This window comes from Ensifer sp. YR511 (genome assembly GCF_900103045.1).
GTDB lineage: Bacteria > Pseudomonadota > Alphaproteobacteria > Rhizobiales > Rhizobiaceae > Ensifer > Ensifer adhaerens.
Genome location: NZ_FNGR01000009.1, coordinates 176,376 through 195,461 on the forward strand (window position 1 = coordinate 176,376; position 19,086 = coordinate 195,461).

Sequence of the window (19,086 nt, forward strand, 5' to 3'; positions counted from 1 at the left end):
GGACTTGTTAACCTTCATTTCCTATCGCTTAGAAGGCCCCGCGGCGATGTCTCTAGCTCTTCCAGGACCCATGCGTATTCCCAGGACAAACTTCTCACAGGCTGCTTTGCATGATGCAAACCAGGCGGATTATTTCGATGGTCCGCAGGATGATGCGTTGAGCGGTATGCCCACCCATGAGGCGCAACCCGCCGATCCCTATCAGTTGTACGAGGCGCCAGCGGCGCCCCGCCGGCCGGCAAACCAGCAGGCCGAAACCATGAGCCGTGCGACCCGCCTCTATGGGCAGGGTTCCGCCTACGCTCCTGCACAGGTGACGTCGACGATGAGCGAACCCTTGCCGACCCTTTCGGAGATTGCCGGCCACTACGGCGATTCCACCTGGGAGAGCCATTTCTTCCTGGCGCCGAACGTGCGCTTCACCCGCACGCCCGAGCGCGAATTCATGAAGCGACGCGCGCCGCAGGTCGAAGAAGGCGAAACGGCAACCGAAGTCGAAGAGGCGATCGTCGCGGTGGCGGCGGAGCCTGCTCCGGTCTTGGTGGAAACCGTTGAGCCCGTCGCGACGGCAACGGTCGAGCCGGTACAGACGGAAGCTTCGGCCGTTGCTGCTGACGAGGCGCCGCTGGCCGAGGTCGCGCTGCCGTCCTACAGCCCGTCCGAACTGTTGCGCATGCTGACCAACCAGCTGCCCACTTGGACCGCCGCGCAAAACACGATCGAGCCGGCCATGCTCGCGCGTGTCGAAGCTCCGGCCGACGAGGGCGTAGCCCTTGCGCCCGTTCTGACGACGCAGATCGCCGTTTCCGCGCCGGTCGCCGAAGTCCAACCCGCGCCCGCTCAGGCAGGCGACGCTTCCGTCGATCAGGGCGCTGCGCATTCTGTCTTCCTGTCGGACTTCGCCTTCTTCGAATTCGGCCCGGCCGACGATGCTGAGGTTGCCGGCGCGGAAGCCGCGCATCCGAAGCCCTTTGTCGAGACGCCCGCCCCGACACCGATGACGCCTGTCGTCACTCCCGCTGCCTTTGCTGCCGTTGCGGTGACACCGCCAGCGCCCGTGCGTCCGGTTGAAATCCGCCGTATGCCGCCGACGGCGATCACCTCGCTGTTCCGCGTTGTCGATGTCCGCGGCGCAAAGCCGGAGGATGTGCCAGCGCAGCAACCGCCCACCGCCGCCGCTGAGGCCGTTGCCGACGTTGCGCCAGCTCCGGTTGCCATGGCTGAAGAACCGGTGACTGTGGCCGCCGCTGAAATCATTGACGCCGAACCGGTCGAAATCGAACAGCCGGCGCCGGTTGCCACGAAGGCGGCCATCACCATGCCGGCGCAGGTCACCCGCGCGCCCAGCAACATGCCGGCGATCGGCTCGACCGACCGCGCGCCGAGCGCCGACGGCTACGAGTTCCCATCAGCGGAACTGCTGCAGGAAGCGCCCGTCGGTCAGGGCTTCTTCATGACGCAGGAGCAGCTGGAACAGAATGCCGGCCTGCTCGAAAGCGTGCTCGAAGATTTCGGCGTCAAGGGTGAAATCATCCATGTTCGCCCCGGCCCGGTCGTCACGCTCTATGAATTCGAGCCGGCGCCCGGTGTGAAATCGTCGCGCGTCATCAACCTTGCCGACGATATCGCCCGCTCCATGTCGGCGCTTTCGGCCCGCGTCGCGGTCGTGCCCGGCCGCAACGTCATCGGTATCGAACTGCCGAATGCCACCCGCGAGACCGTCTATTTCCGCGAGCTGATCGAATCTGTCGATTTCCGCAAGACTGGCTACAAGCTGGCGCTTTGCCTGGGCAAGACGATCGGCGGCGAACCTGTCATTGCAGAGCTTGCGAAGATGCCGCATCTGCTCGTCGCCGGCACCACCGGCTCGGGCAAGTCGGTCGCGATCAACACCATGATCCTGTCGCTGCTCTATCGGTTGAGCCCGGATCAGTGCCGCCTGATCATGGTCGATCCGAAGATGCTCGAACTCTCCGTCTATGACGGCATCCCGCATCTGCTCACCCCCGTCGTTACCGACCCCAAGAAGGCGGTCATGGCGCTGAAGTGGGCCGTTCGCGAGATGGAAGACCGCTACCGCAAGATGTCGCGGCTCGGTGTGCGCAATATCGACGGCTACAACCAGCGCGCCGCCGCCGCCCGTGAAAAGGGCGAACCGGTGATGTGCACGGTGCAGACCGGTTTCGAAAAGGGCACCGGCGAGCCGCTGTTCGAACAGCAGGAAATGGACCTGGCGCCGATGCCCTACATCGTCGTCATCGTCGACGAAATGGCCGACCTGATGATGGTCGCTGGCAAGGAAATCGAAGGCGCGATCCAGCGGCTGGCGCAGATGGCGCGTGCTGCCGGTATCCACCTGATCATGGCGACGCAGCGTCCTTCGGTCGATGTCATCACCGGCACGATCAAGGCGAACTTCCCGACCCGCATCTCGTTCCAGGTGACGTCGAAGATCGACAGCCGCACGATCCTTGGCGAGCAGGGTGCCGAACAGCTGCTCGGCCAGGGCGACATGCTGCACATGCAGGGCGGCGGACGTATAGCCCGTGTCCATGGCCCGTTCGTTTCGGATCTTGAGGTTGAACACGTCGTCGCACATCTGAAGACGCAGGGACGCCCGGAATATCTCGACACCGTCACGGCGGAAGAAGAGGAAGAAGAGCCGCAGGAAGAGACCCCGGTCTTCGACAAGAGCGCGCTTGCGTCGGAAGACGGCAACGAACTCTACGACCAGGCCGTCAAGGTGGTCCTGCGCGACAAGAAGTGCTCGACCTCCTATATCCAGCGCCGCCTTGGCGTCGGCTACAACCGTGCTGCCTCGCTGGTCGAGCGCATGGAAAAGGAAGGCCTCGTCGGGTCGGCGAACCACGTCGGCAAGCGCGAGATCATCTACGGCAACCGCGACCATATGAGCGCGCCCGACAACGACGACATGGATTGATACCGGGCGTAGCCCAGGCCAGGATTTCGAGCCGTCGCTGACAGGTTGTTGGCGGCGGCTTTTCTATCTTCGAGTTGCTGGTAGTGTCGCCTGCGTCAGGAGCCGTCGTCGTGATGCTTCCGGCCCTAATGTCGCGCATGGGATGATCTGATCGGTGCAAGCAATAAAGCATCGTCGCAATGAGACACCGATCTGGCCAAGCCTGACGCTTGCTCTCATCCTTCATGCGCTCGTCGTGTTGGCGCTTTTCCTCCTCCCGTCACCGCGGCCACCTGTTCCGAACCCGGACGAGGGGATCGCCGTTCAGATACTGGAATTGCCACCCCCACGCCCTGAGGTGGTGCAGCCCGCGCTCGGACCGCAAAATGCGCCGCCCGTCGCGCATTCCGTTCCGGAGACGGCGCCTGCCGCGGAAACAGCCACGCTGCCGCCGGCTGCCCAGCCGATGGTGCAAGCGAAGCGGTTCTTCTCGGCGGCGATACTGGCTGATCCACGCAGCAGACAGGCGCTGGAAGGGTTGTCACAGCTCGCTGCCGATGAACAGATTGTCCAGCTCTGCAATCTCGAGGCGATGGAGCAGGTTCATCGCTGGCGCGTTGACTTTACCCCCGACCTGCTCGTCGCCTACGCCACGTCGGATATCGTCTTGGCTGGGCGGAACCTCCGTGCGGATGGCGCCGCCTTTCGCAGCAAGGGGCGCTGGTTCAATATCAAGTTTGGCTGCGCCGTGGCGCCGGATATCAAAAGCGTCGCCGCATTTGAGTTTCAGGTTGGTGACGAAATTCCGGAAAGTGAGTGGGAGGCAAATTTCCTCTCTGCCGGTGCCGAAGCCCACTGATTGTGGCCATGGCCGAAGTCCGCCCCCTGTGCACTTTGGTGAACGACCTGACGAGAAGCAGGCTGCGGAGCCGGATCAAGCCGGGGCGGTTCCACCTTTGGCGTGGCCTGTGCGGCAGCAGTGCTTGAGTTGCTTGCCAGATCCGCAGGGGCAGGGGTCGTTGCCGCGCAGTTGCAGGCGACCAACAAGCGGCAACAGCGCTGCGGAGGGAAGGAGGCCCGCCATCAGGATTGCCAGCCTGGCGGAAATGCCGGGAATGACCAGCCGCCGGCGTGCCTTGAAGCCGCGCCAGGCGCATCTGGCCACGTATTCCGGAGTGGCTTTCGGGAGCGCCTTGAACAAGGCAGCCCTGTTGGCGCCGGATTTTTCGAGGAACTCGGTCGATACCGGTCCCGGCGCGACGCAGGTCACGGTTACGCCGGTCTTTCGCGTCTCCTGGTATAGCGCCTCGGAGAACGAACGAACGAAGGCTTTGCTCGCATAATACATTGCCATGTACGGGCCGGGCGTAAAACTCGCGACCGAGGCTAGATTGATGATGCCGCCGCGGCCGCGCGCGACCATGCCCGGCAACAGGTGCAAAGTCAGGGCCGCAAGCGCACGCACATTGACGTCGATCATACCAATCTGGTCGGCAATCGGCAAAGCGGTCGCCGCGCCGCGCAGGCCATAGCCGGCACTGTTGACAAGAACGTCGCAGACGAGGCCTTCGCGCGAAAGAAATTCGTCGAGAATGCGCGTGGCATCGGGCGCGGCCAGATCGACCGGCAGGGAGAATGCCTCGCCGCCCGCCTGTTCGATCGCGGCCTGCACGACGTGCAAGCTTTCGATGGATCGCGCGACCAGAACGACTGGCACGCCGTCTCGTGCGGCAAGTTCGGCAATTGCCCTGCCTATGCCCCGGGACGCTCCGACAACGACAATGGCGGGTCGTGGTGACTGCTGCGATGTCATGCCGATGGCTCCGGCGTAGCGATTGGCGGCTTGTCGACTTCGGAAAGGATCGCCACCTCGTCGGCGATCTCGCCGTTCAATATTTCCTCGAAACGAGCCAGGGCTCGCGCGACATTGGCGCCGTCCATGACACGGTGGTCATAGTGGATCCTGACCGTGACCGAGCCGTCGTCACCGATCGGCCCATAGTTGAAGATGGTCGTCAAAGGCGTCAGCGGATTGAGCGACTCCGCACCCAGGCCGGAATAGACCGACAATTGGAAGGTGCCGAAGCGGTGGCCCCGCTGGCGACCCATGTTCAGGCTGAGCCACATCAGCAGCCGCCGCAAGGGCGCAGGCAGGCGTGCAATCTTCAACGCCCGCCGGAATTCCCTGATCTCGAGCACGGGGCGGGACCGGGCCTCCTGGAGCAGGGCGCTCAATTCGGCAAGGGACCGCCTCTCGGGTTGCTTGATCGTGCTGAGAAGGACGACCCGTTCGCCTTCGTGCTCGCGCTCGTGCGCCACGGACGCGATGCTTCCGGGATACTCATAGAGTTGCGGTCTCGGAAGCTTGACATAAGCCCGGCGAAACTCGGGCGTCTCCATCGAGAGTAACCCGTAACCCTTGAGAAACAACACCATCCACGAAGGCCGGTCAGGTCGGCCTGCCCGGGCTTTGTGCAACGCGCTGATGTCCATCTGCCGCTGCACCGTGACCCGCGGCACGCCGATGGAAAATCGCATCAGATCGCCGACGAGGCGTCGTGCGGCGGAAAGCTTGATCGGTTGGCCCCGCATAGTGCCACCTCTAATAGATATAGGGGATAATTCGCTTCGTCCTGTCCATGTAAGCGCGATATTCGGGCCCGAAGAATTCCAACATCAGGCGCTCCTCCTTGCCCACACGCAGGAAGAAAAGAACAGCGAATCCAAGAAGCCCTGCAAGTCCAACCACCCAGTTCGACAGCAACAGCATCTGGCCGATTCCCATAAGCAGAAAGCTCGTATACATCGGGTGCCGGACGGCGGCGTAAGGGCCTGTGCTGATCAGCTTGTGTTTTTCGCGGATTTCCAGCGAGATGGACCAGTTGCGGCCGAGTTCCTTGTGCGTTCGACGGAAGGTCCAGAGCGCTGCGGCGAAGACAAGCGCCCCAAGTCCGACCAGCCATAGATGGGCGCCATAGTCGGCAAATCGCGGGATTCCTGTCGCAACATAGAGCGCGGGCACAATGGCAAGGCCCAGCGAAGCAGCAGCAAGGCCAATCGTATCGGTCGTCGATCGTCGGTTGCTCATCACCCGCACACGCTTTGCACGGCGTTCGAACGGGTAACGCACCACATACCAGGCAATTATGCCCACGACCCAGACGATTTCGCCGATGGAAGCGGCAGACATGTTCACGTTAGCTCACCCAAGCTTTTCTGTGCGGCTGCTGGTCCGCAAAACGGCAATCACGCACGAGACTGCCATGCGTCGCTCGGACCTGACAAGGCAATAAAACTGCAGCGGTCGAGAAGGCGGCTGCCGGCCGGAAGCGTTTCTTTGGCGCCTGATCAGGTGTGGCGTGGTGCGCTCGTCCGCCTAGCCGCCGTTCATCTCACGTAGCCTCGTGATGAACTGCTGCGGCCTCAGCCAGATGCCAGGTGTCTTGTACCCCATGGAACGCGCGATGTCGGCGACGAAAGCGTTGCAGTTGTAGATTGACGCCTGCCAGAAGCGGGCTTCGGACTTGAGCTTTCGGATCTTGGCAACGACGTCGCGATATTGCGCCTCCGTCAACATGACGCGCCAGCTCGCGGACCTGTATTGCTCCTCCAGATCACCGTCGCTGGCGCCAGTTTCGGCCGGAACCGGCAAAAGGTGGCCAATAACATAGGGAGCAGTGTCGCTAGTCGCGGGTGCAAGCCCCGCAACTTCTGGACTGATCATCGCTCCAGACTTGCTGAGCTGGCCGAAAATTACATAGGAGTGGCCGTAACTGAGCGCATAACGAGAGCGGAATTCAATGAAATAACCCTGATCGCGCTGTTGTGACGTGGTGCCCGCATAGCTTGAGACGAATCGCGGCTGAGGGCCCTTGTCCTGCGATTGACACGCCGTAACCGCGATTGCGGCTAGGACGGCGAACGAAATACGACCTCGTGAACGAGTCATTTCTGCGCCATCTCTCCCAAATTCTGATCAGGCTGCGAATGCGCCACTGGTGGCTTTCGATCCGCGTCGCGAAATGTGGCCAGCCGGCCACGGTCAGACAGGGCGGGAAGGACCGTGAGGTCCTCCCCGAACTAAGGTCGGTAGTTATTTGTAAACGGGCGCTGGCTCTTCAGCCACCGGTGGTGGCGCCTTGCCTTTGCCTTTACCGATTGTTCCACAAGCGGCGAGGCTGGCAACGGAAAGCAACGCAACTGTCACGATTAGAATTCTGCTCATCAATATTTCCTTTCCTCTGTTGTCGGAATGGTTATTCGAAGGCAACATTCACAGTATTACCGGCAATTCGAGATTCGTCCTAGTGCAGAAATAACACGCTCGTCGGTCGGTTTATCGTTACCGAAGGTTAAATAATCCATCAAAGCGTGCTGACCCTACTCCAATGTGAAACTCAGATAGAGTAGGGCTTCAAATGATCAATACCGGAGTTCCAATTGGCGTGCGGGCGTAAAGATCGACGACGTCATCGTTGGTGAGTCGGATGCAGCCGTTGGAAACTGCCTGGCCTATAGTCCAGGGTGCATTTGTGCCGTGGAGCCGGAACTTGGTGTCCTGTCCGTTGCGATAAAGGTATAGAGCCGACGCCCCTAGCGGGTTGTGAGGGCCGCCTGTAACGCCACCGGCGTATTGCGCCAATTCCGGTTTGCGCCGGATCATGCTTGCGGTCGGCGTCCATGACGGCCACTCGGCCTTTCTGCCGACGACGGCTCGCCCTTTGAGTGTAAGCCCTTCCTCTCCGACGCCGATCCCATAACGCATCGCCCACCCGCCATTTTCGATCGAATAGAGATAGCGTTGCGATGTATCGACGAGAATCGTTCCGGCCGGTTCCTTGCCGTCATACCGGACGTGTCTCTTTCGGTAGCGTGGATCCACGCCCGGTGTACCACCGTACAGCGATGGGAATGAAATGCCCTGCCAGCTTGAACTGCACCCGGCCAGCAAGCCAAGGCTGCTGATAACCAGGGCCCTCCGAGTAATGCGCTGATTGTCCATCTTTACCTGCTGAGAAAAATGGTACACCCCGACTCGCTTTTAGCATTACAATATTTGCCGACAAAGTTCCGATCAGTCAAACTAAACCATGCGTCATCGTACGCGACCGGAACAGGAGATATTTATGCACGCTCCGCGGGAAAGTCCGCGGAAGAATTATGTATTTGTGAGGACGAATCTGAATGGTGCATCGGAACTTCGTTAAAATTGCTGGCGATTTTCGCGACTTTCTGTGGACGGTTGATCGATAAATCTGTGCCGCGCGTCAAATGCATGAAATGATTTGCGATGTCGTGCACGCTCGATTGGTCGAGCGTGACAATTGGAAATGACGGTATGAATTTAGGCTTCACTGGCAAAGTCGCTCTGGTGACAGGCGCCGGTTCAGGAATCGGCGCGGCCGTATGTCGACAACTCGCAGCCGAGGGCGCGGAAGTCATTGCTACCGATGTTGATGCTGACGCAGTGCGTCTTGTCGTCGAAGACATTTGCACGAATGGAGGCAAGGCTCATCACGCCGCGTTGGACGTTGCGGATTCAGGCGCCGTTGAAAGGCTGGTGGCGTTCGCCGTTCAGACTTGTGGCGGCCTCCATCTCGCAGTCAACAATGCCGGGATCGACGGCGTGCGCAAGGCGACTGCCGACTATCCAATCGACAACTGGCACGCGCTGATGGACGTCAACCTTCACGGCGTTTTCTATTGTATGAAGTATGAGATCGCGGCCATGGCGGCGCAGGGTGGAGGGGCGATCGTAAACACGACGTCCATTCTCGGTTCCGTCGCTCTGCCGACAGCCGCCGCTTACACGGCGGCCAAGCACGCAGTGGTCGGGCTGACGAAGGCCGCTGCGATCGAGTACGCCCGCAGCGGTATTCGCATCAATGCCGTTGCGCCCGGCTGGATCGATACGCCGCTATCGACCGAAAATGCCGACGTGGCGAGCAGCAGGCGCATGATGTCGCTGCAGCCGATGGGACGTCGCGGCACCCCGCAGGAAGTCGCGGCTCTGATCTGTTTCCTGTTGTCGGAACAGGCAAGCTTCATCACGGGAAGCGTTCACCTCGTTGATGGCGCCTACACCGCTCACTAGCGGGCGGCGCATCCACTCTTTCAATCACCTCCCTATGGTTCAGGGCACGTAGATGCGCGCGGCCGGCTTCGCGCAAGGCTTGCCGCGAAAGGAGGAATAAAAACGTTTTTATTTCTCTTGAAAACGTTTTTATTGGCTGCTACCTCTATGTTCAGGAGAGGTCGACGCCTGGGAGGGTGCATGGCGACTGAGATGCACAGGGCGCGGCGCGCGCCGACGCCGACGATCAAGACCCTGGCCGAGATGACGGGCTATTCCATCGCAACGATCTCGAAGGCCTTGCGCGAATCTCCGGTGGTCGCGCCGGCGACCAGAGACATCATCTACAAGGCAGCCCGTGAGGTCGGCTATCAGGCCAACGCCCGCGGCATGGCGCTTCGCACCGGCAAGAGCTTTCAGGCCGCCGTACTGATGCCGGTGACTGCGGCACGCGACTATGAATGGGACGGCGTCGAATACACCCAGACCCTCAGCGGCATCAGCCAGGCACTCGATGGCACCGACTACCGCATGTCGGTGCACGTGATCCGCGACGCGGCCGATGGCGCGGACGCGGCGCGCCGCATCGTCGATCAGGGGCTAGCCGATGGCCTGATCTTCTCCGGTATTCTCGCCGATGACCCGCGCATCGACCTGCTCGTCGCTGAGGATTTCCCCTTCGTCTCGATGGGGCGTTGCCGCGGGGATCTCGACTATGCCCATGTCGACATCGACAACGAATGGGCAGCGCATGCGGCGACCGCGCGGCTGATCGCCGGCGGCCACCGGCGGATCGCGCTCGTCAATCCGGAGCGGCGGCTTTCCTACGCGCTTGACAGGATCGACGGTTTCGTCCGGGCGTTTGGCGAGGCCGGCCTGGAAGCCGCGATGGATCTGATTGCCGAAGGCGACCTCTCGACCCATTTCGGCCGGCAGACGGTGATCGATTTCCTGCAGCTCGACGACGCTCCGACCGCCTTCGTCTGCATCAACGAATCCACCACGCTCGGCGTGCTCTCGGGGCTCGGCAGCCTCGGACGCCAGGTCGGCGTCGATGTTGACGTCATCGCCTATGACGACATCAACGTCAGCGCCTACTTCACGCCGCCGATCACGACTTTCTATCAGCCGATCGAGGTGCTCGGTCGCACGCTCGGGCAATTCCTGCTGCGCCGTATGGAGGGGGAGGACCCTGGGGTGTTGCGGCAGGTCTTCAGGCCGACACTGATCGCGCGCCAGCCCGATAATCTCGGTGGCCGCCTGATCCAAAGTTAATCATCCAAGGAGGAGAACCATGAAGAAACTGATGATTGCCCTGGCTGTAGCAGCCCTTGCTTCGAGCGTGTCCCACGCCGCCGATCTCGGCGGCAAACTGCTGAAGGTCGGATCCGACACGACCTCGCCGCCGATGGAGAGCATCGATCCGGCAACCGGACAGGTGGTCGGTTTCGATGTCGACGTGGTCAATGCCGTCTGCGCCAAGATCAACTGCCAGGCCGAATTCATCACGACCGGCTGGGACGGCATCTTCGCAGCCCTCGACCAGGGCAGCTTCGACCTCGTCGCCTCCGGCGTCTCGATCACCGAGGAACGCAAGAAGGCGATGGACTTCTCCGATCCGTACATCGTCAACAGCCAGGCTGTGCTGATGCGCGCTGACGACCAGGGCATCACACTCGACGCCTTCAAGGACGCCGGCAGAAAGCTCTCCGCCCAGGCAAACACGACGGACGCCCAGGTCGCCGAAAGCGTCGTCGGCAAGGAGAACGTCGCCGCTTACGACACGTTCAGTGCCGCCATCATCGCGTTGAAAAACAAGGATGTCGACGGCGTCGTCATCAACGGCGCCAATGCGGCTGCCTACGAGCGCGAGTTCGCCGGCGAGCTCGTCGTTGCAATCAAGGACCTCGAATCCGATCCGCTCGGCCTCGTCTTCCGCAAGGGCGACGAGAATGTTGCGGCTTTCAACGAAGGCCTGAAGATGATCAAGGACGACGGCACGCTCGACCAGCTGATCAGCAAATACTGGGGCCTTAAGTAAGCCCAGAGTGCCGATCGGGCCCGGAGCATGCTCCGGGTCCTCCGTCTGTCTAATCTATGCCCCCGGAGGAATGAATGTCGTTCCTGAGAAGCGTGCGTCCGAGCAATCTGATCATCCTGACCGCGCTGCCCTTCATCATCTATCTGTTTATTTCCTCCGGCGACTATCAGCGCTCGCTGCGGGCGATCCTCGGTGTCGAAAACGGTTCGTCGGCCTTCGTGCCTGGCTTTCTGGCGCTGGCGATCGCATTTACTTCGGGCATCGCGGTGCTCGTATTCTCGCGCGCCAAGGCGCCGCGTCCGCGCCTTGCCAATGTGGCGGCGCTCCTCAATCTCGCTGCAGCCGCCGTTCTCGTTATCGGCCACAATATCCATCCCTTCATCGCGTCCGTCGTCGCCAATGGCGTCGATCCGTTCAAGTCGACATTGATCGCAAAGGGTGTGACGCCGCGGCAATTGACCGAGGCTGCGGATCTCATGGTGCAGGGTGTCGAGGCCTGGCTGTTCCCCGCCTATCTGGGGGTCACGCTGATTGGTCTTGGTCTTCATTTCGTGAGCAGCCGTCCCGATGCTCCTCCTGACGGAAAGGCGCGCCGTGTCGCGCGCTGGATCATCGGCCTCGTCAACGGTGCGGGTCTCGTCTTCATCTTCTTCTTCGCCCATATCGCCTTTGCGGCCGGTGTGGCGACCACCATCCGCGCGGCGATCGCAGCTTATATCCTGGCGGCGCTCATGGGCCTTGTCTGGGTTGGGCTGTTGCAACTGCACTCGACGGTGAGGACCAGCCTCTATTTTGCGATCGCCACCCTGGTGCTGGCGGTTGCGGCCGGCTGGTTCCTCATGCAGCCGCGCGACACCTACGTGCTCGCCGGCACGCTGGACGGCAAGGTCGGCATCATCACCAATACGCCGGCGGGGCTCATCAGCGCCGTGCGTTTCGGTCAGTATGACGGCGCGCCGCAGACGGAAACGCCGGTCCGCACCTTCGTCGGCCCGACCGAGGCGCTGGCGTCGATCGCCAAGGGCGAGGGCGTTTCCGGGGCCTTGCTGCCGGCTGCCTCCGCTCCGGCAGACATGCCGGTCCTGTGGAAGACCGAGGCGCTCAACGACCGCGACCGTGCCGCCGGTGTCACCGTCGCCGTGCTTGCGATCATCCTTGGCCTTCTCACTTTCGGCGGCTATCTGCACCAGCGCCATCCTCTGGCGATCGGCTCGGAGTTCATCGTCGATACGATCCGCGGCATTCCGATGCTGGTGATCGTGCTTTATGTCGGCCTGCCCTTGAGCGGGGCGTTGAAGGACGCGACGCAAGGGGTGCTCGACCCGCCAAACCTGATGCGCGGCATCGTCGCGATGGCACTCGCCTATTCGGCCTATCTCGCCGAAATCTTCCGCTCGGGCATCAATGCGATCCCGGTCGGCCAGGTCGAAGCGGCGCGCAGCATCGGCCTCAACCGTTGGCAGACGGCGCGTCTCGTCGTGCTGCCGCAGGCTTTCCGCATCATCATCCCGCCGCTTGGCAACGAACTGATCGCGATCCTCAAGGACACGTCGCTGCTGTCGATCCTGTCGATCCGCGACATCACCCAGCGCATGCGGGAGTTCCAGTCGGCAAGCTTCCTGCCGTTCGCGCCCTATAACTCGGCGGCGATCTTCTACATCTTCCTGACGTTGGCGGCGGCCAGCCTCGTCAACATGATCGAGCGGAAATATGACATCAAGCACCGCTAAATCTCGCACGGTGCTGATATCAGGTACCTCCCGCGGCCTCGGCTCGGAACTCGCGCGGCTTTACGCCGAAGACGGCTGGCGGGTGATCGCCTGCCAGCGGGGACCGGTCGCGAGCGAAGGTTCGGCGGATCGGTTGGTGCTGGACGTTGCCGATCCCGCATCGATCGAGGCTCTCGGTCAGTCGCTGCAAGGCGTCGCGATCGATCTGCTGATCAACAATGCGGCCGTGCGCGGCGATACCGGCGGCCTCGCGACGCTTGAACCGGGCGAGTTTCTCGATGTTATGCGCGTCAATGCGCTGGCGCCGCTGCTGGTGACGCGGGCGCTCCTTGCGAACCTGCGCGCCGGCGAACATCGCGTCGTCGCCAATATCAGCAGCCGCGCCGGCTCCCTTGCCGAAGGCACGCTCGACGATGATGACGGCGACTATGCCTATCGCTGCTCCAAGGCGGCCCTGAACATGGCGACGGTCAAGCTGGCGCAGGATCTGAAGGGCGACGGGATTTCCGTCGTCTCGCTGCATCCTGGTTGGGTGCAGACGGATATGGGCGGCAGCGAAGCCGTCGTTTCGGTGGCGACAAGTGCTGCCGGGCTGAAGGCGATCATCGACGGCACAGGTTTGGCCGATAGCGGCAGTTTCCGCGCCTATGACGGGCGCCGGGTTTCGTGGTGACAGGACAGTGAAATGGCAGACAGAGATTTGAGAACCGAGCAGGAATTGGCAACGATCCGGATCTGGCTCATTGAGACCTACGGCATCGAGGCAAGCCTCTCGCCGCTGCAGGGCGAGCACGATCTCAACTATCGTGTCTCGGCTGCCGATGGCCAGGAGTATCTGTTGAAGCTGCACGCTGCCGGCGATGCGGACGAACTCGAGATGCAGATTGCGGTGCTCGAACACATCGCCGCCAAGGATTCGGGGCTGCCGATCTCACGGACGTTTCGCGATCGCTCGGGTGGCGTCACGAGCAAGATCGAACTTCGAGGCCCGCGCACCGCACGGCTGCTCGCCTGGCTGCCCGGCGATATCTGGGCGAAGGCGCCGCTTCGCGACATGGCGAGCGCCGAAAGCCTCGGGCGCCTGCTCGCCGGTCTTGACCGCGGCCTCGAAGATTTCTCCCATGCGGGCGCCAAGCGGCTCTATGCCTGGGACATCGGCCGCGCCGACATGCACGCTTGCCATGTGGAACTGATCGACGGCGCCGACAAGCGGGAAGCGGTTCAGGCGATCCTCGAGCACTTTTCTTCGACGGTCCTTCCGCGTCTTGCCTCCTGCCCGAAGCAGGTCATTCACAACGACGCCAACGACTACAACGTGCTGCTCGACAAGGATGGCGTTGTCAGCGGCTTGCTCGACTTCGGTGATATGGTCGAGACCTGGCGCGTGATCGAGATCGCCGTCGCCTCTGCCTATACGCTGATCGGGTCTCCCGATCCGGTCGGCACGGTTGCAGCCCTTGCCGGCGCCTACCATCAGGTCAATCCGTTAAGCGAGGCGGAAGTCGAACTGGTCTTCGATCTGGTCAAGACCCGCTACGCCGTCAGCATGTGCATGGCGGCAAAGCAGATCCGGGACAATCCTGAGAATACCTATCTGCTCGTCAGCCAGGAGGATGTCTGGCGCGAGCTCAATCGCCTGCAGGGCGAAAACCGCGCAATCGCCATCGCGCGCATCCGCGATGCCTGCGGCTTTGCGCCGATCCCGCATGCCGCTGCCGTGGTTCGCTGGCTCGAAAAGAACGCGCATGACTTCGCGCCGATCGTTCGGCCCTCGGTCAAAAAACCGAAGGTGACGGTGTTCGATTTCTCCGCCGCCGGCCCGGAGGCCGCGCGATGGTCAAGCCTCGATGCGGCGGAAGCTGAAGCCCGCATCATGGCCCAGATCGGCAGCGAAGGCGCCGCCTTCGGCATCGGCCTCTACGGCGAGGATCGCGGGATCTACCAGGGCGACGCCTATGAGACCGCGATCGAAGGCGCGCGGCGCTCGGTGCATCTCGGCGTCGACATCTTCGCGCCGGCGGGCGAGCCGGTCTCGGCACCCTTCGCCGGCAAGGTCGCCTACATACACGACGACGCGGTTGCCTTTGGTTTCGGTCCGACCGTACTTCTCGAGCACGAGGTCGAAGGCGGTCTGCGCTTCTGGACGCTCTACGGTCATCTTTCGCGCAACAGCGTTGCCAAGCTCGCCAAGGGGCAGGCGATCGCCAAGGGCGAGGTTTTTGCCGCCTTCGGTTCCGCTGACGAAAACGGCAACTGGGCGCCGCATCTGCATTTCCAGATCGTCACCGATCATCTCGGTCTCGCCGGACAGATGCATGGCGTCGGCGTGCGCGATCAATGGCAGGTCTGGCGCGAAGTGAGCCCGGACCCGAGCGTCGTGCTTGGCCTTTCGGTGCCGGTCTCTGTGATCGTCCCGCGCGACAAGGCCTTTCTTGTGCGTGAACGCCATCGTCGCATTGGTCGGTCGCTGAGCATCGCCTATAGCGCGACACCCTTGAAGATCGTCGGTGGCGAGGGCGCGCATCTGATCGACGAGGACGGCACGCGCTGGCTCGACATGGTCAACAATGTCTGCCACGTCGGCCATTGCCACCCGCGCGTCGTCAAGGCCGCACAGGCGCAGATGCAGCGGCTGAACACCAATTCGCGCTACCTGCACGATTCGCTGGTCGAATATTCCCGCAGGCTCGCCGCGCAGTTTCCCGATCCGCTCAACGTCTGCTTCTTCGTCAATTCCGGCAGCGAGGCGAACGACCTCGCGATCCGGCTGGCGCGTGCCTATACCGGCAATCGCGACATCATCACCGTCGACCACGCCTATCACGGCCACCTGTCGAGCCTGATCGACGTCAGCCCCTACAAGTTCGCCGGCAAGGGCGGGGAGGGGCAGGCGTTGCATGTGAGGGTCGCCGAGATGCCGGACCTCTATCGCGGGCGCTATCGCTATGGTGACGCGGATGCGGGCCGGAAATATGCCGAGGATGTGCGCAACCAGGTTGCGGCTCTTGCTGCCGATGGTCGCCGCCCGGCGCTTTTCTTCAGCGAAGGCATTCTTGGGACCGGTGGGCAATTGTCGCTTCCGGAAAGGTATCTGCGCGAAGCCTATGCGCATGTGCGCGCCGCCGGCGGCCTCTGCCTCGCCGACGAGGTGCAGGTGGGCTTCGGCCGCGTGGGCAGCCACATGTGGGCGCATGAACTCCAGGGCGTCGTGCCTGACATCGTCACCATGGGCAAGCCGATAGGCAACGGCCACCCGATGGCGGCCGTCGTCACGACCGAAGCGATCGCGGCCTCCTTTGCCAACGGCATGGAGTATTTCAACACCTTCGGCGGCAATCCGGTCTCGGCCGAGATCGGCCTTGCCGTGCTCGATGTCATCCGCGACGAGCGGCTAATGAACCATTGCCGCGTCGTCGGTGACAGGCTGATGGACGGGGCGCGGACGCTCGCCGGCAAACACGCGATCATCGGTGATGTCAGAGGCCACGGCCTCTTCAACGGCATCGAACTGGTGCGCAACCGCGAGACGCTGGAGCCGGCAGCGCGCGAGCTTGATTTCGTCATTGCCGAGATGAAGCGCAAGCACCGCATTCTCTTGAGCAGCGAGGGACCGCACCACAATGTGCTGAAGGTGAAGCCGCCGGCGCCCTTCAGCGCCGAGGATTGCGACCGCTTCCTCGATGCGCTGGACGATACGCTTCAGCGTCTAAGCGTCTGAGACAAAAGACCAAAAACGGCCGCCTCCGGGCGGCCGTTTTGTCATTGCTCTCTGCTCTCAACAGCAAAATCGGATCGATGCGATTTTCCGCTTTACAAGAAAGTTAAACGTTTTTATCGTGCATATAAACGTTTAACTTGGCGCTGCAACTCGGCCGTTGGCCGCAGCAGTGCTCCGCCGGCAGGGAGGGCCCGTTGGCAGCGATCCGCATCGACAATTTGCGCAAAGGCTTTGGTTCGCTCGAAGTCTTGAAGGGTATCAACCTCGATATCGCCGACGGCGAGTTCGTCTGCTTCCTCGGTCCGTCCGGCTGCGGCAAGAGCACGCTGCTGCGCTCGATCGCCGGCCTCGAGGATCTCGACGGCGGCTCGATCCATCTCGGCGATCGCGATATCACCGACGTCGCTTCGGCCAAGCGCGACATCGCCATGGTCTTCCAGAACTACGCGCTTTATCCGCACATGAACGTGCGCAAGAACCTGTCCTTCGGTCTGGCGCTGAACGGCATGAAACGCGACGAGATCGACCGCCGCGTCGAGAGCGCTGCCGACATCCTGCGCATCAAGGAACTGCTGGCCCGCAAGCCGCGCCAGCTTTCCGGCGGCCAGCGCCAGCGGGTGGCGATCGGCCGCGCGATCGTGCGTGAGCCAAAGCTCTTCCTGCTCGACGAGCCGCTGTCGAACCTCGACGCGGGCCTGCGCGTCACCATGCGCGTCGAACTTGCGGCGCTGCATGAACGTCTCGGCGTGACGATGATCTATGTGACCCACGACCAGGTGGAAGCGATGACGCTGTCCGATCGTGTCGTTGTGCTCGACAAGGGCAAGGTCAGCCAGTTCGGTACGCCGCTCGAACTCTTCTATCAGCCGGCCAACCTGTTCGTCGCCGGCTTCATCGGCTCGCCGCGCATGAACTTCGTGACCACCGAAGTGACGTCGCAGGTCGATACGGCGGTGACGCTCAACGGCGGTGGTCTCGCCCATCCGCTCACGCTCGAAATGCTCTCGGCCGCACCGGTCGCCAAGCCCAAGTCGGTGACGCTCGGCATTCGCCCGGACAAGATCGAGCTTGTTTCGGCTGAGGAGGGTCACCTCGTCGGCGACGTGCGCCTCGTCGAGCGGCTCGGCACGGAAAGCCACGTCCATATCAGCCTTCAGAATGGTGGCGACATGACCGCGGTCGTGCGCGGCACGCATCCGGTTTCCGCCCGCGAGCGCGTGCATCTGCGTCTGCCGGCCGAGCATTGCCATCTGTTCGACGGCGATGGCCAGGCGGTTGCCCGACGTCTCGATGGCGAGACGCAGGCGCTCATCAATCAGGAAAAGGCAAAGCGGGTCGCGTAACCCGAAGGAGGAGGAGAAACATGCTCAACAGGAAGTCGATCATCGGCTCGCTGATGGTTCTGGCGATCGCCGGAACCGCCACGGCTCGCGCAGAAGAGACCTTGCGTTTTGCGACCTGGGATACGGACGAAAGCCTGGCGATCCAGCAGGAAATCGCCAAGAAGTTCGAGGAAAAGCACCCGGGCGTGAAGGTTCAGGTCGAACCCTACGCCGATGGCTACGATCAGAAGCTGATCGCCGCCTTCGGTGCCGGCAACCCGCCTGACGTCATGTATATGTGGAACTTCCCGCAATATTACACGTCGCTGAAGGCGCTCGACGATCTGATCGCCAAGGACGCGGCCGAGATCAAGCCGGACGATTTCCCGAAGGGCCTGATGAACACGGTTCGTGTCGAAGGCAAGACCTACGGCATGCCGTCGGGCTTCACCACCCAGGTGGTGTTCTACAACAAGGACATGTTCGCCAGGGCCGGCGTCGAGGAACCGAAGGACGGCTGGACCTGGGACGACCTGCGCGCCAAGGCTGCCAAGTTCCGCGACGAGCCAAACAAGGTCTATGGCTTTGCCGTCGACGCCAAGCCCGACCCTTATGATTTCGAGCAGTTCCTCTGGTCGAACGGCACCAAGTACATTTCCGACGATGGCAAAAAGATCGACGGCTACATGAACAGCGACGCCGCCGCCCAAGTCCTCGACATGTTCGGCGACATGGCCAAGAAGCAGGAAGCGATCACGCTGAACCTCGGCGACGACACGTCGGGCAGCACGCTGTTCAAGGGCGGCAAGATCGCGATGTTCCAGAGCGCCATGTGGTCGAAGTCCGGCATCGATGCATCCGGCATCAAGTATGGCGTAGCACCACTGCCGAAGTTCGGCGACAAGACCGCCCACTCGGCGCTCGGCGTTTCGGCGATCTCGATCGCCAAGGATGCGGCCCATCCGGACCTCGCCTGGGAATTCGTCAAGTTCTTCTCCTCGCCGGAAGCGGTTGCCATGCGCATCAACGACCTGCCGGTGCGCACCAGCGTTGCGGAAGAAAAGGGCATGACCAAGGACCCGATCTACAAGCCGTTCTTCGACATTCTCGCGACCTCCAACACCGAAACCCATGCGTTCCTGAAGAACGCCAACTGGGGCAAGGTCCAGGACAATCTCGCTCGCGCCATCGAGGCGACGATGATCGACCAGGGCAATGCCAAGCAGCATCTCGACGAGGCGGTTGCCCGCTCGAAGCGGCTGATCAAGTAAGACAAGGGAGC

16 protein-coding genes are annotated in these 19,086 nt (G+C 62.1%); 10 read left to right on the forward strand and 6 right to left on the reverse strand.

Translation table 11 applies throughout. The annotated features are described in order from the left end of the window. Positions 1-70: 70 nt before the first annotated feature. Both BLU15_RS17905 and BLU15_RS39995 read left to right on the forward strand, forming a co-directional pair. Positions 71-2,941 carry a DNA translocase FtsK gene (locus tag BLU15_RS17905; protein ID WP_090296905.1) on the forward strand — a complete coding sequence of 957 codons (2,871 nt, stop codon included), beginning with the start codon at positions 71-73 and terminating at the stop codon, positions 2,939-2,941. A 154-nt stretch (positions 2,942-3,095) separates the two neighbouring features. After that, the gene (locus BLU15_RS39995) at positions 3,096-3,779 is read left to right on the forward strand and encodes a DUF930 domain-containing protein (protein ID WP_244546766.1); all 684 of its coding nucleotides are present in this window, start codon (positions 3,096-3,098) and stop codon (positions 3,777-3,779) included. A 75-nt stretch (positions 3,780-3,854) separates the two neighbouring features. Here the strand turns inward: BLU15_RS39995 and BLU15_RS17915 are convergent, their stop codons facing one another. From BLU15_RS17915 to BLU15_RS17940, 6 genes are all read right to left on the reverse strand, one after another. After that, positions 3,855-4,733, reverse strand: a complete 879-nt coding sequence (locus tag BLU15_RS17915; protein WP_090296907.1) for an SDR family NAD(P)-dependent oxidoreductase — start codon at positions 4,731-4,733, stop codon at positions 3,855-3,857. After that, on the reverse strand, positions 4,730-5,512 hold the full coding sequence (locus BLU15_RS17920; RefSeq protein ID WP_090296910.1) for a hypothetical protein: 783 nt from the start codon (positions 5,510-5,512) through the stop codon (positions 4,730-4,732). Before BLU15_RS17920 ends, BLU15_RS17915 begins: the two co-directional genes overlap by 4 nt. 10 nt (positions 5,513-5,522) lie before the next feature. Next, positions 5,523-6,110, reverse strand: coding sequence for a protein-S-isoprenylcysteine O-methyltransferase (locus BLU15_RS17925; RefSeq protein ID WP_060522027.1), 588 nt, complete (start codon positions 6,108-6,110; stop codon positions 5,523-5,525). 186 nt (positions 6,111-6,296) lie between these two features. Further along, positions 6,297-6,869, reverse strand: coding sequence for a hypothetical protein (locus tag BLU15_RS17930; RefSeq protein ID WP_090296912.1), 573 nt, complete (start codon positions 6,867-6,869; stop codon positions 6,297-6,299). A 144-nt stretch (positions 6,870-7,013) separates the two neighbouring features. After that, the gene (locus BLU15_RS17935) at positions 7,014-7,145 is read right to left on the reverse strand and encodes an ABC transporter (protein WP_077963089.1); all 132 of its coding nucleotides are present in this window, start codon (positions 7,143-7,145) and stop codon (positions 7,014-7,016) included. Positions 7,146-7,334: 189 nt separating this feature from the next. Beyond that, a complete protein-coding gene (locus BLU15_RS17940) occupies positions 7,335-7,922 on the reverse strand; it encodes a L,D-transpeptidase (RefSeq protein WP_060522029.1) in 588 nt (195 codons plus the stop codon). Positions 7,923-8,258: 336 nt separating this feature from the next. Between BLU15_RS17940 and BLU15_RS17945 the strand changes: the two genes are divergently transcribed. The 8 genes from BLU15_RS17945 to BLU15_RS17980 all read left to right on the forward strand — a co-directional run bounded on the left by BLU15_RS17945 (position 8,259) and on the right by BLU15_RS17980 (position 19,075). Beyond that, positions 8,259-9,014 carry an SDR family NAD(P)-dependent oxidoreductase gene (locus BLU15_RS17945; protein ID WP_090296915.1) on the forward strand — a complete coding sequence of 252 codons (756 nt, stop codon included), beginning with the start codon at positions 8,259-8,261 and terminating at the stop codon, positions 9,012-9,014. Between the two features lie 180 nt (positions 9,015-9,194). Continuing rightward, positions 9,195-10,268, forward strand: coding sequence for a LacI family DNA-binding transcriptional regulator (locus BLU15_RS17950; protein ID WP_244546767.1), 1,074 nt, complete (start codon positions 9,195-9,197; stop codon positions 10,266-10,268). A 19-nt stretch (positions 10,269-10,287) separates the two neighbouring features. Next, complete coding sequence (locus tag BLU15_RS17955) at positions 10,288-11,034, forward strand: transporter substrate-binding domain-containing protein (protein ID WP_060522032.1); 747 nt, start codon at positions 10,288-10,290, stop codon at positions 11,032-11,034. Between the two features lie 74 nt (positions 11,035-11,108). Next, positions 11,109-12,764 (forward strand): amino acid ABC transporter permease, encoded by a 1,656-nt coding sequence (locus tag BLU15_RS17960; RefSeq protein WP_090296917.1) that lies wholly within the window; start codon positions 11,109-11,111, stop codon positions 12,762-12,764. Positions 12,765-12,774: 10 nt separating this feature from the next. Continuing rightward, positions 12,775-13,437 carry an SDR family oxidoreductase gene (locus tag BLU15_RS17965; RefSeq protein WP_060522034.1) on the forward strand — a complete coding sequence of 221 codons (663 nt, stop codon included), beginning with the start codon at positions 12,775-12,777 and terminating at the stop codon, positions 13,435-13,437. Between the two features lie 12 nt (positions 13,438-13,449). Beyond that, on the forward strand, positions 13,450-16,482 hold the full coding sequence (locus tag BLU15_RS17970) for an aminotransferase class III-fold pyridoxal phosphate-dependent enzyme (RefSeq protein WP_090296924.1): 3,033 nt from the start codon (positions 13,450-13,452) through the stop codon (positions 16,480-16,482). 194 nt (positions 16,483-16,676) lie between these two features. Continuing rightward, on the forward strand, positions 16,677-17,825 hold the full coding sequence (locus tag BLU15_RS17975) for an ABC transporter ATP-binding protein (RefSeq protein WP_060522036.1): 1,149 nt from the start codon (positions 16,677-16,679) through the stop codon (positions 17,823-17,825). A gap of 20 nt (positions 17,826-17,845) precedes the next feature. After that, on the forward strand, positions 17,846-19,075 hold the full coding sequence (locus BLU15_RS17980; protein WP_089042821.1) for an ABC transporter substrate-binding protein: 1,230 nt from the start codon (positions 17,846-17,848) through the stop codon (positions 19,073-19,075). Positions 19,076-19,086: the final 11 nt, after the last annotated feature.

Coding starts and splice junctions, on each gene's coding strand:
- BLU15_RS17905 (WP_090296905.1), top strand. CDS start 71: ATGCGTATTCCCAGGACAAACTTCTCACAGGCTGCTTTGCATGATGCA.
- BLU15_RS17915 (WP_090296907.1), bottom strand. CDS start 4,733: ATGACATCGCAGCAGTCACCACGACCCGCCATTGTCGTTGTCGGAGCG.
- BLU15_RS17920 (WP_090296910.1), bottom strand. CDS start 5,512: ATGCGGGGCCAACCGATCAAGCTTTCCGCCGCACGACGCCTCGTCGGC.
- BLU15_RS17925 (WP_060522027.1), bottom strand. CDS start 6,110: ATGTCTGCCGCTTCCATCGGCGAAATCGTCTGGGTCGTGGGCATAATT.
- BLU15_RS17930 (WP_090296912.1), bottom strand. CDS start 6,869: ATGACTCGTTCACGAGGTCGTATTTCGTTCGCCGTCCTAGCCGCAATC.
- BLU15_RS17935 (WP_077963089.1), bottom strand. CDS start 7,145: ATGAGCAGAATTCTAATCGTGACAGTTGCGTTGCTTTCCGTTGCCAGC.
- BLU15_RS17940 (WP_060522029.1), bottom strand. CDS start 7,922: ATGGACAATCAGCGCATTACTCGGAGGGCCCTGGTTATCAGCAGCCTT.
- BLU15_RS17945 (WP_090296915.1), top strand. CDS start 8,259: ATGAATTTAGGCTTCACTGGCAAAGTCGCTCTGGTGACAGGCGCCGGT.
- BLU15_RS17950 (WP_244546767.1), top strand. CDS start 9,195: ATGGCGACTGAGATGCACAGGGCGCGGCGCGCGCCGACGCCGACGATC.
- BLU15_RS17955 (WP_060522032.1), top strand. CDS start 10,288: ATGAAGAAACTGATGATTGCCCTGGCTGTAGCAGCCCTTGCTTCGAGC.
- BLU15_RS17960 (WP_090296917.1), top strand. CDS start 11,109: ATGTCGTTCCTGAGAAGCGTGCGTCCGAGCAATCTGATCATCCTGACC.
- BLU15_RS17970 (WP_090296924.1), top strand. CDS start 13,450: ATGGCAGACAGAGATTTGAGAACCGAGCAGGAATTGGCAACGATCCGG.
- BLU15_RS17980 (WP_089042821.1), top strand. CDS start 17,846: ATGCTCAACAGGAAGTCGATCATCGGCTCGCTGATGGTTCTGGCGATC.